This window comes from Cryobacterium soli, from assembly GCF_003611035.1.
Taxonomy (GTDB): Bacteria; Actinomycetota; Actinomycetes; order Actinomycetales; family Microbacteriaceae; genus Cryobacterium; species Cryobacterium soli.
Map to the genome: position 1 here is coordinate 1577252 of NZ_CP030033.1, position 14098 is coordinate 1591349.

A 14098-nucleotide genomic window follows, 5' to 3' on the forward strand; every position below is an offset into this window, starting at 1 on the left:
CCCCATGAAGGAATCACTGAAAGACACCCGGCCGGAAGGATCGATCGACTACGTCGAATTCGAGACCTCTGAACGCTTCGTCAACCTGCAACGCAGGCGCCGGAGGTTCGTGGTGCCGTTGGCCGTGTTCTTCCTGGTCTGGTACTTCGCGTATGTGCTCGTGGCCGCCTACCTGCCCGAGGTGATGGCGCAGCCGGTGTTCGGCAGCGTCAACCTGGGTCTGCTGCTCGGCCTCGGCCAGTTCGTCACCACGTTCGCCATCACCATCTGGTACGTCGCGTTCTCCAACCGGGTGCTCGACCCGCTGGGCGCGGACCTGCGCGCCGAGCTCGAAGCGAAGGCCACCGCATGAGCGCCCTGGGCATGAGCCTCGGCGCGGTCGCCTCCGCGGTCGAACCGGCCGAGAACAACCCGGTCCTGAACATCTCGATCTTCCTGGCCTTCGTCGCCGTCACCCTGGTGATCGTGATCCGGGCCGGCCGCAACAACCGCACCGCCGCCGACTACTACACCGGCGGGCGCTCCTTCACCGGCCCGCAGAACGGCTTCGCGATCGCCGGCGACTACCTCTCGGCGGCGTCGTTCCTCGGCATCGTCGGCGCTATCGCCGTCAACGGCTACGACGGGTTCCTCTACTCGATCGGCTTCCTGGTGGCCTGGCTCGTGGCCTTGCTCCTGGTGGCCGAGCTGATGCGCAACACCGGCAAGTTCACCATGGCGGATGTGCTCTCCTTCCGGCTGGCGCAGCGTCCCGTGCGCGTCGCCGCCGCCACGACCACCCTTGCGGTGTGCTTCTTCTACCTGCTCGCTCAGATGGCCGGCGCCGGCGGACTCGTGTCGCTGCTGCTGGGCATCAACGACAAGCTCGGCCAGTCCATCGTGGTCACCGTGGTCGGCGGCCTGATGATCCTCTACGTGCTCATCGGCGGCATGAAGGGCACCACCTGGGTGCAGATCGTCAAGGCGTTCCTGCTCATCATCGGCGCCGGCGCCATGACCGTGTGGGTGCTGGTGATCAACGGGTTCAACCTGTCCACCCTGCTCGACGCGGCGGTCGCGAACTCCGCGGCCACCCCGGCCGACGCCATCCTCGCCCCCGGGCTGCAGTACGGCCACAACCCGCTGGACTTCATCTCGCTGGCGATAGCCCTGGTGCTCGGTACCGCGGGCCTGCCGCACGTACTGATGCGCTTCTACACCGTACCCAGCGCCAAGGAGGCCCGGCGTTCGGTGGTCTGGGCGATCTTCCTGATCGGGGCGTTCTACCTGTTCACGCTGGTGCTCGGCTTCGGCGCCGCAGCCCTCGTGGGCGCCGACACCATCCTCGCGTCTCCCGGCGGGGTGAACTCGGCCGCCCCGTTGCTGTCCTTGGCGCTCGGTGGTCCGCTGCTGCTCGGCCTGATCTCGGCGATCGCGTTCGCGACCATCCTCGCGGTGGTGGCCGGACTCACCATCACGGCGGCCACCTCGTTCGCGCACGACATCTACGCGAGCGTGATCAAGAAGGGCAAGGGCGACCCCGACGGCGAGGTCAAGATCGCCCGCCGCACCGTCGTGGTGATCGGCATCCTCGCGATCGCCGGCGGCATCGGCGTGCAGGGGCAGAACATCGCGTTCCTCGTGGCGCTGGCCTTCGCGGTCGCGGCGAGCGCCAACCTGCCCACCATCCTGTACTCGCTGTTCTGGCGCGGCTTCACCACTCGCGGCGCCCTGTGGAGCATGTACGGGGGCCTGGGTTCGGCGATCCTGCTGATCGTGTTCTCGCCGGTGTTCTCCGGCACCCCCACCTCGATGTTCGGTGAGGGCGTGGACTTCGCGCTCTATCCGCTGAACAACCCTGGCATCATCTCGATCCCGCTGGGCTTCTTCCTCGGCTGGCTCGGCTCGGTCACGAGCACCAAGCGGGAAGACCCGAAGCTGGCCGCCGAGATGGCGGTGCGCTCACTCACCGGGTTCGGCGCCGAGAAGGCGAGCGACCACTAGCCACCCGCCCTCGCCCGATCCCACCCGTGGCCCGACTGGGGCCGGAACGGACAATTGCGCCCGGTACGCCGGGCGCAATTGTCCGTTGCGGGAACAGGTACCGGGTCAGGGGCGCGGGGCCAGGGGGCCGCGGGCGACCAGGGTGGTGGAGGCCTGCGCGACGGGCTTGACCACCACGAGGTCGAGGTTCACGTGCGCGGGCAGCTCAACGGCGGCCACGATGGTCGCGGCCACGTCCTCGGCGACCAGCGGGTTGGCCACGTTGGTGTACGCCGCCTTGGCCTTGTCCGGGTCGCCACCGAAACGCACGAGGCCGAACTCCTCGGTCTGCACCATGCCTGGCGCCACCTCGATCACCCGGATCGGCTCGCCGTTCAGCTCCAGGCGCAGCACCTCGGTCATGGCGTGCGCGGCGAACTTGGCGGCGTTGTAGCCGCCACCGCCGATGTAGGCGGTGTGCCCGGCGGTGGAGGTGATGTTGACGATGTCCGCGGACACGTTTGCAGCGCCACCCGGCGCGTCGTCCGCATCCGGTGCCGTGACCGATGCGCGCAGCAGCGGCAGCAACGCGCTGGTGACCCGCTTCACGGCGAGCACGTTGATCTCGTACATCCACGCCCAGTCGTCGAGCGAACCGTGCTCGACCGAGTCGAGCCCTTTGGCGCCGCCGGCGTTGTTGACCAGGGCGTTCACCGGCCCGGATGCGGCGAGGAAGTCCCGCAACGCGTCAACGTCGGACTGCACCGTGAGGTCGGCTGTGAAGACAGCGGCCCCGGTCTCCGCGGCGAGCTCCGCCAGCCGGTCGGCGCGTCGGGCCACGCCCACCACATCCCAACCGTGCTCCCGGAACAGGCGCACGGTGGCCGCTCCGATTCCGCTGCTCGCACCGGTGACCACGACTCGTCTTTTGCCCATTGCCCTATTCTGCCCGGAGAATGGACCCGATGAGTTCGCCGACCAAGACCCCGCACGACGCCGGCCCGCACAAGCCGAAGCGCCGGGTTCCGCTCTGGGACAACGCCCGCTGGATCGCGATCACCCTGATGGTCATCGGGCACGCCATCCTCAAGCTCATCGGCGAGTCCGACACCGCCTACGGCGTCTACCTGTTCATCTACGCCTTCCATGTGCCGGTGTTCGTGGCCGTCAGCGGGTATTTCGCCAAGTCCGGCCCGCCAGGACCCCGGCAGATGCACCGCCTCATCACCGACATCGTCTTCCCGTACCTGATCTTCCAGAGCATCTGGACCCTGCTCGGCTGGGGGCTCAGCGGTACCCTCAAGATCGACTATTCGAGCCCGTCCTGGACGCTCTGGTTCCTGATCGCCCTGGCCATCTGGCGGGTGCTGCTGCCCTACCTGGTGCTGCTGCGGTATCCGCTGCTGATCGCCATCGCCATCTCGGTGGGCGCCGGTTACGTCGGCGACATCGACAGCACCTTCTCGCTGTCGCGCACGCTGGGCCTGCTGCCGTTCTTCGTGTTCGGCTGGAAGCTGCGCCAGTGGCCCCTCACCGCCCGGTGGATGCACCTGTCGCCGGGCGCGGTGTGGCGCTGGCGGAGCGGGGCGATCGCCCTGTTCGGGGCGTTGGCGCTGCTCGTCACCGTCAACATCGTGGGTGTGCGGGACCTGCGCCTGCGCAGCTTCACGCTCTACGACGAGGCCTACTGGCAGTTCGGCTACGACCAGTTCTGGGCCGGTGTCATCCGGCTGGGCCTGATGCTCGCCTCGTTCGGGTTCATCCTGGCGTTCCTCATGCTGATGCCCCGCCGGGCCACCTGGTTCACTCCGCTGGGCGCGGCCACCATGTACATCTATCTCCTGCACACCTTCCTGCTCTACCCGTTGCGGGAGACCGGCGTGCTCGACGGGCCGCAGCCGGCCTGGGTGCTACCCGGCATCATCCTGCTCGCCATCGGCATCTCGGTGCTGCTGTCATTGCCCGTCGTCAAACGGGTCTTCCGGCCGCTCGTCGAGCCCCGGCTGCGCTGGCTGTTCCGTCAGGAGCCGTCCACCCACACGGGCACCATCGTGTTGCCGCACGGGCCGGGGAAGTAACCGCTCCGGCAGATGACGTTGTGTGTCCGGAACCGTTGTCGCGCGCGGCCGGGCTGCCTAGGGTTGCTGCAGACGGAGCGAAGCGCTCCGCACACCGCTGCCGGGCATGCCGGCCCACGCACGAACAGGGAGACCGACCCATGAGCGATTCCGCAGACTGGAAGTTCGAAACCAAGCAGGTCCACTCCGGGGCCCGCCCTGACCCCGTGACCAATGCCAGGGCCACGCCGATCTACCAGACCACCTCGTACGTCTTCAACAGCGCAGAGCACGCCCAGAACCTGTTCGCGCTGGCCGAATTCGGCAACATCTACACGCGCATCCAGAACCCGACCCAGGCCGTTGTCGAAGAGCGCGTCGCCGCCCTCGAGGGCGGCACCGGCGCGCTGCTGCTGGCGTCCGGCCAGTCGGCCTCGACCTTCGCGGTGCTCAACATCGCGCAGGCCGGCGACCACATCGTCTCGTCGAGCTCGATCTACGGCGGCACCTACAACCTCTTCAAGTACACGCTCGCCAAGCTCGGCATCGAGACCACCTTCGTGGAAGACCAGGACGACGCCGCAGAGTGGGCGCGTGCCGTGCGGCCCAACACCAAGCTGTTCTTCGCCGAGACCATCGGCAACCCCAAGATCAACGTGCTCGACATCGCCCTCGTCGCCGAGGTCGCGCACACCAACGGGGTACCGCTGATCGTGGACAACACCATCGCCACGCCGTACCTGATCCGCCCGTTCGAGCACGGCGCCGACATCATCGTGCACTCGGCCACCAAGTTCCTCGGCGGCCACGGCACCGTGATCGGCGGCGTCATCGTGGACGGCGGCCTGTTCGAGTGGACGGCCAACGTCGAGAAGTTCCCCGGCCTGACCGAGCCAGACCCGTCGTACCACGGCGCCAGCTACACCGCAGCTGTCGGCGACGGACTCGCCTACATCATCAAGGCCCGGGTCCAGCTGCTGCGCGACCTCGGCAGCGCCATCGCCCCGGCCAGCGCCTGGCAGCTCATCCAGGGCATCGAGACGCTGAGCCTCCGTATCGAACGCCATGTCTCCAACGCGCAGACGATCGCCGAGTTCCTGGAAAACCACCCGGACATCGCATCGGTCAACTACGCGGGCCTGCCATCCAGCCCCTGGTACGCCACGGCCAACACCTACGCCCCGCTGGGTGTGGGCGCCGTGCTCTCGTTCGAGCTCAAGGGCGGGGTGGATGCCGGCCGCGCGCTGGTCGACAGCCTCACCCTGTTCAGCCACCTGGCGAACATCGGCGACGTACGTTCGCTCGTCATCCACCCGGCGTCCACGACCCACGCCCAGCTCACCCCGGAGCAGCAGCTCACCGCCGGTGTCACGCCCGGCCTCGTGCGGCTGTCGGTCGGCATCGAGAACGTCGTCGACCTGCAGGCCGACCTCGAGGCTGGGCTCGCCGCGGCACGCGCCGTGGTGCAGGCGTCCCGGGCGAACGCGTAGTCCGTCTGCGCTGGTCGGGCTGCCCTGGTCGGGACCGCTGAGCCGGTCACCGGGTCTCGACAGGCTCGACCAGCGCAGGCACAATCGACCAGCGCAGACAGGCTCGACCAGCGCAGCGCCGGATGACGTAACAATCGGCGGTCAAGGCCGAAGTTGGCCACAATGGAGCCGTATGGAATGGCAATACTCCGAGGACACCGTCCCGTCCAGCCTCGTGACCGAGGCACAGGTACGGTCCGTCGCGGGTAAACCACCGGTCACCGGGGCGTGGCGCGACGGCGACCCGGTGGGCCACCGGCGCTTCGTCGACATCGGCGGCCTGGATCTCGAGGCCGGCCAGCGCCTTCCGGCGGCCCGGATCGCCTATGAGAGCTGGGGCGAGCTCTCCCCCGCCGGCGACAACGCCGTGCTCGTGCTGCACGCCCTCACGGGCGACAGCCATCTGGTGGGCGCCTCCGGATCCGGGCATCCCACTGCCGGCTGGTGGAGCGGAATCGTGGGACCCGGTCTGGCCCTCGACACCGACCGCTGGTTCGTGGTGGCGCCGAACATGCTCGGCGGCTGCCAGGGCAGCACCGGGCCGGCCTCGCTCGCGCCCGACGGTTCCGAGTGGGGGCCCCGGTTCCCCTACCTCACCATCCGGGACCAGGTGGCGGCGCAGGTCGCCTTCAGCGACCGGCTCGGCATCGACAGGTGGGCCGCCATCGTGGGCGGCTCGATGGGCGGGATGCACGTGTTGGAATGGGGCATCGACCAGCCCCACCGGGTCGACCGGCTCGGCATCCTCGCGGCCCCGCCCGTCACGACGGCCGACCAGATCGCACTCAACTCGGTGCAGATCGAGGCGATCCGCACCGACCCGCTGTTCCGCTCCGGCGAGTACTACGACGCCGACGCCGGCGACGGCCCGAGCCGCGGCCTCGCTCTCGCCCGGCGGATGGCCCTGCTCAACTACCGCAGCCCGTCCGAGCTGAACCAGCGCTTCGAGCGCAGCTGGCAGAGCGACATCACCCCGCTGGGTGCGCACGGCCGGTTCGCCGTGGAGTCCTACCTCGACTTCCACGGCAACAAGTTCACCCGGCGTTTCGACGCGAACAGCTACATCACCCTGGTCGAAGCCATGAATTCCCACGATGTCGGCCGCGGGCGCGGCGGCGTCGAGGCCGCCCTGGCCCGGATCACCGCCCGTACCCTGATCGTCGGCATCGACAGCGACAGGCTGTTCCCCGTCGACGGGCAACGCGTGATCGCCGCCGGCCTCGGCGCAGGCCTCGGCCTGGGCCCAGACCCGGCGGGCGCAGAAACCGTGGTGATCGAGTCCGGCTACGGGCACGACGGCTTCCTCATCGAGGACGAGGCCATCGGCGCCCAACTGCGCAGGCTCCTGGCCTCCGCGGGCCCGACCGGGAGGGTTGACAGTCCCGGCGTTCGGGAGAACTCTGGCTGAATTCGGTAGGTTCGCCCGCGCGAAAGGATCCGCAGCCATGAAGCCCGGCCCCCTCGTGATGCTCCTGATCGGCACGATCCTCACCCTGCTGGGTTTCGGGCTCACCGCCGCCGGGACCGTTGCGGCCATCGCCAACGCGGCGCAGGGCGACAACGGCTACTTCTCCACCCGCACAGCTTCGTTCGTCGCGAACTCGTACGCGCTCACCAGCGCCACCGTGGGCCCGGTCACCACCACGGACACACCGCCGCCGCTGAACCTCGATATCGCCCGCATCCGTCTGGAGGCCACCAGCAGCAACGGGAGTGACGTCTTCATCGGGATCGCGCCCCGCACCGAGGTGGACAGCTACCTGGCCAGCGTCGCGCACACCGAGGTGAGCGGCATCCAATCCGCCCCGTTCCGGGTGACCTACCGGGAGATCGCCGGTTCGGACCGGCCCGAACTTCCCGCGGAGCAGTCCTGGTGGACCGCGTCGGCCGCCGGTCCGGGCACGCAGGAGATCACCTGGTCGGTGCAGCCGGGGTCGTGGGCGGTCGTGGTGATGAACGCGGATGCCAGCCGGCCCGTGGCCGTGGACCTGCGGGCGGGTGTGCGGTCAGGGCTGATCGCCCCGGCAGCGGCTGCACTGTTGCTCACCGGTCTCGTGACCCTCATCATCGGCCTGGCCCTCGTGATCCTCGGCGTGATCGGCCTCGGCCGCAACGGACCGCCCCCGTCGAGCCGGCCCGACGCCCATGGGCCCCAAGCGCCCGTCGATCCGGACCGGCCCGGCGCTGACTACCCGGCGCGCCTGAACGGCTGGCTCCAACCCGATCTCTCGCGGGCGCTCTGGCTGGTCAAGTGGGTTCTGGTCATCCCGCACTACATCGTGCTGTTCTTCCTGTGGTTCGGCTTCTGGATCAGCACCATCGTGGCGGGCTTCGCCATCCTCTTCACCGGCCGGTATCCCCGGGCGATCTTCAATTACAACGTCGGGGTGCTGCGCTGGAACTGGCGGGTGGCGTTCTACGCGTATTCGGCCCTCGGCACCGACCGGTACCCGCCGTTCACGCTCGCCGCGACCGACTATCCGGCCGACCTCGAAGTGGATTACCCTGAGCGCCTCTCGCACGGCCTGGTCCTGGTGAAGTCCTGGCTGCTGGCGATTCCGCACCTGATCATCGTGGCCATCATCACCGGGGGCACCTGGGCGTGGACGACGAGCTGGAACAACTGGGCCACGGGCGGCGGTGCCGGGTTCTCCCTGTTGACCGTGCTGGTACTCATCGCGGCCGTGGTCCTGCTGTTCAGCGGCCGGTACCGTCGCGGCATCTTCGACCTGGTCCTGGGGCTGAACCGGTGGCTCTACCGGGTGATCGTGTACGCGGCGCTGATGCGGGACGAGTACCCGCCGTTCCGGCTCGATCAGGGCCCCATCGACCCCGGATCCCTGGCACCGGCCGGCTCGGCACCCGCCGCACCCGCACCCGCACCCGCACCCGCACCTGCACCTGCACCTGCCGTGCCCGGCCCCACCCTCGCTCCCGATGACGGTCGATAGAAGCGCCGCAGCGCCCCCGCCACGCGCCCATCCCGACCTCGTCGACCGATTCCTGCGGTACTGGGTGCTGTGGGTCACCCTCGGCGAGACCGTGGGCTTTGCGGCTCCGGCGCTCGCCCAGCTGGCTTTCGCCGGGTCGCCCGTCGCCACCGCCGCGCTCATCCTCGCCGGGGCGGTCGAGGGTGCGGTGCTCGGCTGGACCCAGGCGACGGTGCTCCGGGTCGTGCTGCCGGCACTGGACCGGTCCCGCTGGGTCGGCGCCACGGCACTCGGCGCTGCCGCGGCCTGGTTCGTCGGGCTGCTGCCCGCCGAGTGGGCCGATGTCTGGCAGCGCTGGCCGACTGTCGCCCAGTTGGTCACCGCCGCGCTGCTCGCCACGTTCCTGCTGTGCACCCTGGGGTTCGCCCAGTGGTTCGAACTGCGTCGGCACCTGCCCAGTGCCGGCTGGTGGATCGCGGGAAGCGCGGCGGCCTGGTGCGCGGGCCTCACGGTCTTCTTCGCGGTCGCGACGCCGCTCTGGCAGCCCGGGCAGTCCGCCGCGCTGGTCCTCGCGATCGGGTTGCTCGCCGCCGTGTTGATGGCCCTGGCCATGGCCGTCGTCAGCGGCGTGGTGCTCCGCACCCTCCTGCGCCACGCCCGCTCGGGTTCCCGGCGGCATATTCGACGCCGAGACCACCCCGCCGGCGGCGAAAGTCCTAGTCAAACGGCGTAAAACCGACCCCGGCCCGATAGGGTGCTGTGTAGAGCACTCACGAGGAGCACTGCATCCATGCCACGCATTGCCAGAGAGCGAGACCGGGTCCTCCGGCGGGTCAGCCGCATGGTCGGATTGACCGCCTCGGTGACGACCTTGGCCTACCTGGCTGTACCCGGCGGGCTGGACCCGCGCGTGACTCTGGTGGTCGTTCCCCTCCTCCTGCTCGTCATGGGCTGCCAGTACCTGCTCGGCCGCAGCAGCGCCCTCCGCTGGGCGCTGGGCGTCGTGCTTCTAGGCAACACCACCATCCTCATCATGGGGATGTCCCTGCCCCAGGGGCTCGGACTCAACGTGCTCGAAGAGGCCGTGATCGCCTCTATCGCGGCCGGCGCGATCAGCTGCGTCGCCCCCGTGCTGGTCGTCGGGCCGGGGAGACAAATCGTCCTCTTGACGTCGTTCGGGCTCACCGTGGCTGCCGTGGCACTCGTCACCATCTCGGCGGGCGGGTCGGTGCTCCCCCTCGCCTTGACCGTGTGCGGCTGGGCGGCGCTGTCGTTGGGCGGCTGGTGGATCGCGCAGAGCGTACCCCGGGTGCTGCAACGCATCGCGGCCATCGGGCGGGCCCATCAGGCCGAACGACACGCCAGCGAACTCGAGGCCCAGCGCCGGCAGGGCGCCCGACTGCTGCACGACACCGTACTCGCCACTCTCACCCTCCTGGCCCATTCCGGAGTGGGCGTCAGCCCCGCGGCGTTGCGACAGCAGTCCGGCGACGACGCCCGGCTCCTGCGGCAGCTCCGCCTCGGCGGGCTGCCCACCCCGAGCAGGTCCGGCGTGTACACCCTTGAGCCGGCGAAGGCCTCGATGCTCGGCAGCACCCTCGAGTCGGTCAAACAACGCTTCGGCAGGATGGGCCTCGAAGTGGACTGGCACGGCAGCGGCCAGGTGTTGCTGCCCAGCGACGTGCTCGATTCGTTCCTGCTGGCCCTCGGTGAGTGCCTGGAGAACGTACGCCGGCATTCCGGCGTCACCCGCGCGGACGTCACCATCTCCGACGACGACACGACGGTGCGCGCCATGGTGACGGATGCCGGCAAGGGTTTCGACCTCAGCGCGGTCAGCACCGAACGGCTCGGATTCGCTGAGTCTGTGGTGGCGCGCCTTCGTGACGTCGGCGGATCGGCACGCCTGTTCTCCTCCCCCGGCGCCGGCACGACAGTTGTCCTCGAGGTGCCCAAATGACCTCCGGAACCGTACCGGCACCGTTGAGCACTGGCGGGTCGTCCTCGTCCCGCGCGCACCGCCAGCTACTCGAGGAACAACGCGACGAGCGTCGGCGCGCGTTCCGACGCCCGCAGCGCACCGTCAACACCACCAGGGCCAACGGCGCCGGGCTCGGCGGGCGCCATCTCGGTGTCGGGATCTCCCTGAGCGGCGGCTTCTTCGCGCTCTTCCTGCTGTGGCGGTTCGCCATACAGTGGGACCGTTATCCGAACCCGTTGCCGACCCTGGCCGCCTGGGTGATCCTCGTCCTCGCCACGGCCCTCACGATGGTGTGCGTGAACCGGCTGTCCGGCCGGATGCCCACCTGGATGTTCCTGACCGTGCTCGCCATCGGCGAGGTCATTGTGGGCCTCGACCTGGCCGGCTACGGCCGTGGCGATGCCATGGGCACCTACCCGACGGCCGCGGCCGGGGTGGGCGCCCTGTTCGCCATGCTGGTCACCGTGCGACGCGGCAGGGAAGTGGTCGCCGCCACCCTGGTGCTGGGCGCCGTCATCGCCGCGGGCTCCCTCACGGCCGCGGCCACCCTCCCGTTGACGTTCGCCCCGGCCATCCTCACCATCAGCCTGTGTGTGTTCCCGCCCCTCGTCGGTGTCTCGATCGTCCGCGGCTTCCGCCGCATGGTGCAGCGGGAACTCGACCTGGTCCTGGTGCAGAGCACGGTCACCCAGCTGTCCTCCGCCGTCGGGATGCTCGCCTCCGAGGAACTGGCCCGCATCGACCTCGACGCCGAGACGCTGCTCGACGACGTCGCGACGGGGCGCACCGCCCTGCCGCTCAGCTCGGCGAAATCGGCCGCCGCGGCGACCCTGGCCACCCAGCTGCGCCTGCACCTCATCGAGGGCCGCCGTGAGACCTGGCTGCGCCACGCGCTCACCGAGTCGGAGTTCCTCGGTCCGGCCGTCAACCTCGACGACCCGGCCGGGCTGGCCGGCCAGCTCTCGCCCGAGCAGCGTGATGCGTTGCTTCTGGCGATATGGCTTCTCATCAGCGACACAGAAGGTGCTGAACCGACGGTTTCGCTCGTATTCGGGCCTTTAGGCCGTACTAGCGGCCGAGAAATCGGTGAGATGCTGCGGTTTCCGATCAAAATGATCGTCGAGGGTGTGCCTCGGCGACGCGTGGACCCGGAGACGTGGCAAGCTATCCGAGTAGTCGGCCCTCACATCGATTCGGTGCGTAGTGGGCAGCTCCACGTCGACATCGAATGCAGTATTGACAATCCTGCGGACGCCTGACCGTGCCAGCCGGCACGAGTGCGTCTGACGGGGGAACATGCAACAGGAGGCAGCAGTGACGAACACAGCAGTGACGCTCATCGACAATCCCATCCGGTTGGCCCTGGTCGACGACCACCGGATGCTCTTGGGGGCGCTGACCGAGTGGATCAGGGGAGCCGCGGACGACATCAACATGGTGGCCGCCGTGACCACCTGGTCGGAGCTCCTCACCCATCCGGAGTTCCCGGTCGATGTGGTCCTGCTCGACCTGGACCTCAAGGACAACATCCCGGTCTCGCTCAAGATCTCCACGCTCAAGACGGCCGGGGTGAAGACTGTGCTCATGAGCACCTACTCCGAGCCCGCCCTGGTGCGCGAAGCCCTGGCCGCCGGAGCGCTCGGCTACCTCGTGAAGACCGAGGAAGCCAGCACCATCGTCGAAGCCATCCACGCCGCGAACGAAGGCGACTCGTACATCTCCGCCGAACTCGACCTGGCCCTGCACAGCGGAACGGCCGGCACGTCGCCTCGCCTGAGCGCTCAGGAGCGCCGGGTCATGGCGCTGTACGGCGCCGGCGAACCGGTCAAGGCCGTGGCGCACCAGCTCGGCATCTCCGAGGAGACCGCGAAGTCCTACCTCAAGCGGATCCGCGAGAAGTACCGCCTGGCGGGTTTCGACGTGGGCACCAAGGTAGCGCTGCGGAAGCGCGCCATCCACGACGGCATCCTGCTGCAGTCCGACTAGGCTCCACCGGGCCGGTCGGCGCGCGACTCAGTTCGCGTCCACCACGGTGATGAGGGCGGTGCCGTATGGAACGGGCCGCCCTCTCCGGCGTCGGGCGCGGTCGATCCCGAAGGTGATCACCGCGAGCGCCAGGCCCACCACGCTGAGCCCGAAGCCGACCCAGATCGGGGCGAGGTAGCCCAGGCCGCCGGCGATGACGACGCCGCCCAGGAACGCGCCGAGGCTGTTGCCGAGGTTGAGGGCCGAGTGGTTCAGGGCCGCCGCGATCGACTGGCTGTCGTGCGCCACATCCATCAGCCGGGTCTGGATGGTCGGCGACAGCGCCGCCGCCGACGCGCCCACCAGGAACACCCCGATCAGCAGGCCCGCGAGGTGCTGGGCGGAGAGGGCCAGCAGCAGCAGGGCCGCGAGCATCACGGCGAAGAAGGCGTACATGCTGCGCCGCACACTGCGGTCGGCGAAGACCCCGCCGGCGAAGTTGCCCACGGTCATGCCGAGCCCCACCACGATGAGCACGAGCGGCACGGCGAAGGCGGGCAGCCCGGTGATCTCGATCACGAGCGGCGCCACATAGGTGTACACGGCGAACAGCCCTCCGAAGCCCACGGCTCCGATCATCAGGGCGAACCAGACCTGGAGGCGACCGAACGCCCGCAACTCGTTGCGCATGGTGGCGCCGGCGTCTCCGGCATGGAAGGGCACGGCCACGATCACGGCAACGAAGGTCACGGCGAACAGCGCGGCTACCGCGATGTAGGCCACCCGCCAGCCGGCCAGCTGGCCGAGCCAGGTGATCGACGGCACCCCGATGACGTTGGCTATGGTGAGCCCGGAGAGCACGATCGCGACCCCGCGGGCCCGGTTACCCGGCCCCATCAGCTCCGCCGCGACGAGCGAGGCGATGCCGAAGTAGGCGCCGTGGGGCAGCGCGGCGACAAACCGCGCCACGAGCACGAGGCCGAAGGTCGGCAGCAACGCCGACGCGATGGTGGCCAGGGTGAAGCAGGCTAGCAACACCAGCAGCAGTTGCTTGCGCGGCCAGCGGGCCGCCGCCGCCGCGATGGTGGGCGCCCCCACAACCACGCCGAGCGCGTAGGCGGAGATGATCCAACCGACCTGCGCGTTGGCGAAGTCCGGGGAGTAAGCGTAGAGACCAGGCAGCAGATCCGCGGCGAGGTTGGGCAGCAGGCCCATGGCCACGAATTCGGTGGCACCGATGGCGAAACCGCCCAGGGCGAGGGCGAGCAGCGCGAGGCGGACCCGGGCCGGCGTCAGTGCCGCCGTCCCGTCGGTGAGTGAGGGCATCGACCCAGGATACGCACCCGTCGTGTCGACGGTGTTACGCGGGTTCGTCCGTCTGCTCCATGGCCGCCTCGAGGCGGTCCAGTTTGGCGGTCAACTCTCCCGAATAGCCGGGGCGGATGTCGGCCTTGAGCACCAGCGAAACCCGGGTGCCGAACGCGCCCACGGCATCCGCCGCCGCCTTGACGACCGCGAACACCTCGTCCCAGTCGCCCTCGATGGTGGTGAACATGGAGTCGGTGTGGTTGGGCAGGCCCGATTCGCGCACCACGCGCACGGCGGCGGCGACGGCGTCGTGCACCGAGTCGGTGGGGGCTCCGGAGGGGGCCAGTGAGAATGCGACAAGCATGA

At 69.3% G+C, this 14098-nt stretch carries 13 protein-coding genes; 10 read left to right on the forward strand and 3 right to left on the reverse strand.

Features of this window, described 5'->3' with window-relative positions:
* Window positions 1-4 precede the first annotated feature (4 nt).
* Both DOE79_RS07245 and DOE79_RS07250 read left to right on the forward strand, forming a co-directional pair.
* Window positions 5-352 (forward strand): DUF485 domain-containing protein, encoded by a 348-nt coding sequence (locus DOE79_RS07245; protein ID WP_120337914.1) that lies wholly within the window; start codon window positions 5-7, stop codon window positions 350-352.
* The gene (locus tag DOE79_RS07250) at window positions 349-1983 is read left to right on the forward strand and encodes a solute symporter family protein (protein WP_425455700.1); all 1635 of its coding nucleotides are present in this window, start codon (window positions 349-351) and stop codon (window positions 1981-1983) included. The genes DOE79_RS07245 and DOE79_RS07250 overlap by 4 nt, the downstream gene beginning before the upstream one ends.
* Before the next feature lie 105 nt (window positions 1984-2088).
* Here DOE79_RS07250 and DOE79_RS07255 read toward each other — a convergent pair whose 3' ends face one another.
* On the reverse strand, window positions 2089-2898 hold the full coding sequence (locus tag DOE79_RS07255; protein ID WP_120337915.1) for an SDR family NAD(P)-dependent oxidoreductase: 810 nt from the start codon (window positions 2896-2898) through the stop codon (window positions 2089-2091).
* A 29-nt stretch (window positions 2899-2927) separates the two neighbouring features.
* On the opposite strand from DOE79_RS07255, the gene DOE79_RS07260 reads away from it, so the two are divergent.
* The 8 genes from DOE79_RS07260 to DOE79_RS07295 all read left to right on the forward strand — a co-directional run bounded on the left by DOE79_RS07260 (window position 2928) and on the right by DOE79_RS07295 (window position 12445).
* A complete protein-coding gene (locus DOE79_RS07260; protein ID WP_120337916.1) occupies window positions 2928-4040 on the forward strand; it encodes an acyltransferase family protein in 1113 nt (370 codons plus the stop codon).
* 140 nt (window positions 4041-4180) lie between these two features.
* Window positions 4181-5509 (forward strand): bifunctional o-acetylhomoserine/o-acetylserine sulfhydrylase, encoded by a 1329-nt coding sequence (locus tag DOE79_RS07265; RefSeq protein WP_120337917.1) that lies wholly within the window; start codon window positions 4181-4183, stop codon window positions 5507-5509.
* A 172-nt stretch (window positions 5510-5681) separates the two neighbouring features.
* A complete protein-coding gene (metX, locus tag DOE79_RS07270; protein ID WP_120337918.1) occupies window positions 5682-6956 on the forward strand; it encodes a homoserine O-acetyltransferase MetX in 1275 nt (424 codons plus the stop codon).
* A 37-nt stretch (window positions 6957-6993) separates the two neighbouring features.
* The gene (locus DOE79_RS07275) at window positions 6994-8499 is read left to right on the forward strand and encodes a DUF4389 domain-containing protein (protein WP_245977181.1); all 1506 of its coding nucleotides are present in this window, start codon (window positions 6994-6996) and stop codon (window positions 8497-8499) included.
* Complete coding sequence (locus DOE79_RS07280) at window positions 8486-9211, forward strand: hypothetical protein (RefSeq protein ID WP_181445868.1); 726 nt, start codon at window positions 8486-8488, stop codon at window positions 9209-9211. Before DOE79_RS07275 ends, DOE79_RS07280 begins: the two co-directional genes overlap by 14 nt.
* A 108-nt stretch (window positions 9212-9319) precedes the next feature.
* Complete coding sequence (locus DOE79_RS07285; protein WP_245977182.1) at window positions 9320-10438, forward strand: sensor histidine kinase; 1119 nt, start codon at window positions 9320-9322, stop codon at window positions 10436-10438.
* On the forward strand, window positions 10435-11718 hold the full coding sequence (locus tag DOE79_RS07290; protein ID WP_120337920.1) for a hypothetical protein: 1284 nt from the start codon (window positions 10435-10437) through the stop codon (window positions 11716-11718). The genes DOE79_RS07285 and DOE79_RS07290 overlap by 4 nt, the downstream gene beginning before the upstream one ends.
* 121 nt (window positions 11719-11839) lie before the next feature.
* On the forward strand, window positions 11840-12445 hold the full coding sequence (locus DOE79_RS07295; protein WP_245977300.1) for a response regulator transcription factor: 606 nt from the start codon (window positions 11840-11842) through the stop codon (window positions 12443-12445).
* A gap of 27 nt (window positions 12446-12472) precedes the next feature.
* Here DOE79_RS07295 and DOE79_RS07300 read toward each other — a convergent pair whose 3' ends face one another.
* Together DOE79_RS07300 and DOE79_RS07305 are read right to left on the reverse strand one after the other, a co-directional pair.
* Window positions 12473-13750, reverse strand: a complete 1278-nt coding sequence (locus DOE79_RS07300) for an MFS transporter (protein WP_120337922.1) — start codon at window positions 13748-13750, stop codon at window positions 12473-12475.
* A 34-nt stretch (window positions 13751-13784) separates the two neighbouring features.
* Complete coding sequence (locus tag DOE79_RS07305; RefSeq protein ID WP_120337923.1) at window positions 13785-14096, reverse strand: YkoF family thiamine/hydroxymethylpyrimidine-binding protein; 312 nt, start codon at window positions 14094-14096, stop codon at window positions 13785-13787.
* Window positions 14097-14098 lie beyond the last annotated feature (2 nt).

Coding starts and splice junctions, on each gene's coding strand:
- DOE79_RS07245 (WP_120337914.1), top strand. CDS start 5: ATGAAGGAATCACTGAAAGACACCCGGCCGGAAGGATCGATCGACTAC.
- DOE79_RS07250 (WP_425455700.1), top strand. CDS start 349: ATGAGCGCCCTGGGCATGAGCCTCGGCGCGGTCGCCTCCGCGGTCGAA.
- DOE79_RS07255 (WP_120337915.1), bottom strand. CDS start 2,898: ATGGGCAAAAGACGAGTCGTGGTCACCGGTGCGAGCAGCGGAATCGGA.
- DOE79_RS07260 (WP_120337916.1), top strand. CDS start 2,928: ATGAGTTCGCCGACCAAGACCCCGCACGACGCCGGCCCGCACAAGCCG.
- DOE79_RS07265 (WP_120337917.1), top strand. CDS start 4,181: ATGAGCGATTCCGCAGACTGGAAGTTCGAAACCAAGCAGGTCCACTCC.
- metX (WP_120337918.1), top strand. CDS start 5,682: ATGGAATGGCAATACTCCGAGGACACCGTCCCGTCCAGCCTCGTGACC.
- DOE79_RS07275 (WP_245977181.1), top strand. CDS start 6,994: ATGAAGCCCGGCCCCCTCGTGATGCTCCTGATCGGCACGATCCTCACC.
- DOE79_RS07280 (WP_181445868.1), top strand. CDS start 8,486: ATGACGGTCGATAGAAGCGCCGCAGCGCCCCCGCCACGCGCCCATCCC.
- DOE79_RS07285 (WP_245977182.1), top strand. CDS start 9,320: ATGGTCGGATTGACCGCCTCGGTGACGACCTTGGCCTACCTGGCTGTA.
- DOE79_RS07290 (WP_120337920.1), top strand. CDS start 10,435: ATGACCTCCGGAACCGTACCGGCACCGTTGAGCACTGGCGGGTCGTCC.
- DOE79_RS07295 (WP_245977300.1), top strand. CDS start 11,840: ATGCTCTTGGGGGCGCTGACCGAGTGGATCAGGGGAGCCGCGGACGAC.
- DOE79_RS07300 (WP_120337922.1), bottom strand. CDS start 13,750: ATGCCCTCACTCACCGACGGGACGGCGGCACTGACGCCGGCCCGGGTC.
- DOE79_RS07305 (WP_120337923.1), bottom strand. CDS start 14,096: ATGCTTGTCGCATTCTCACTGGCCCCCTCCGGAGCCCCCACCGACTCG.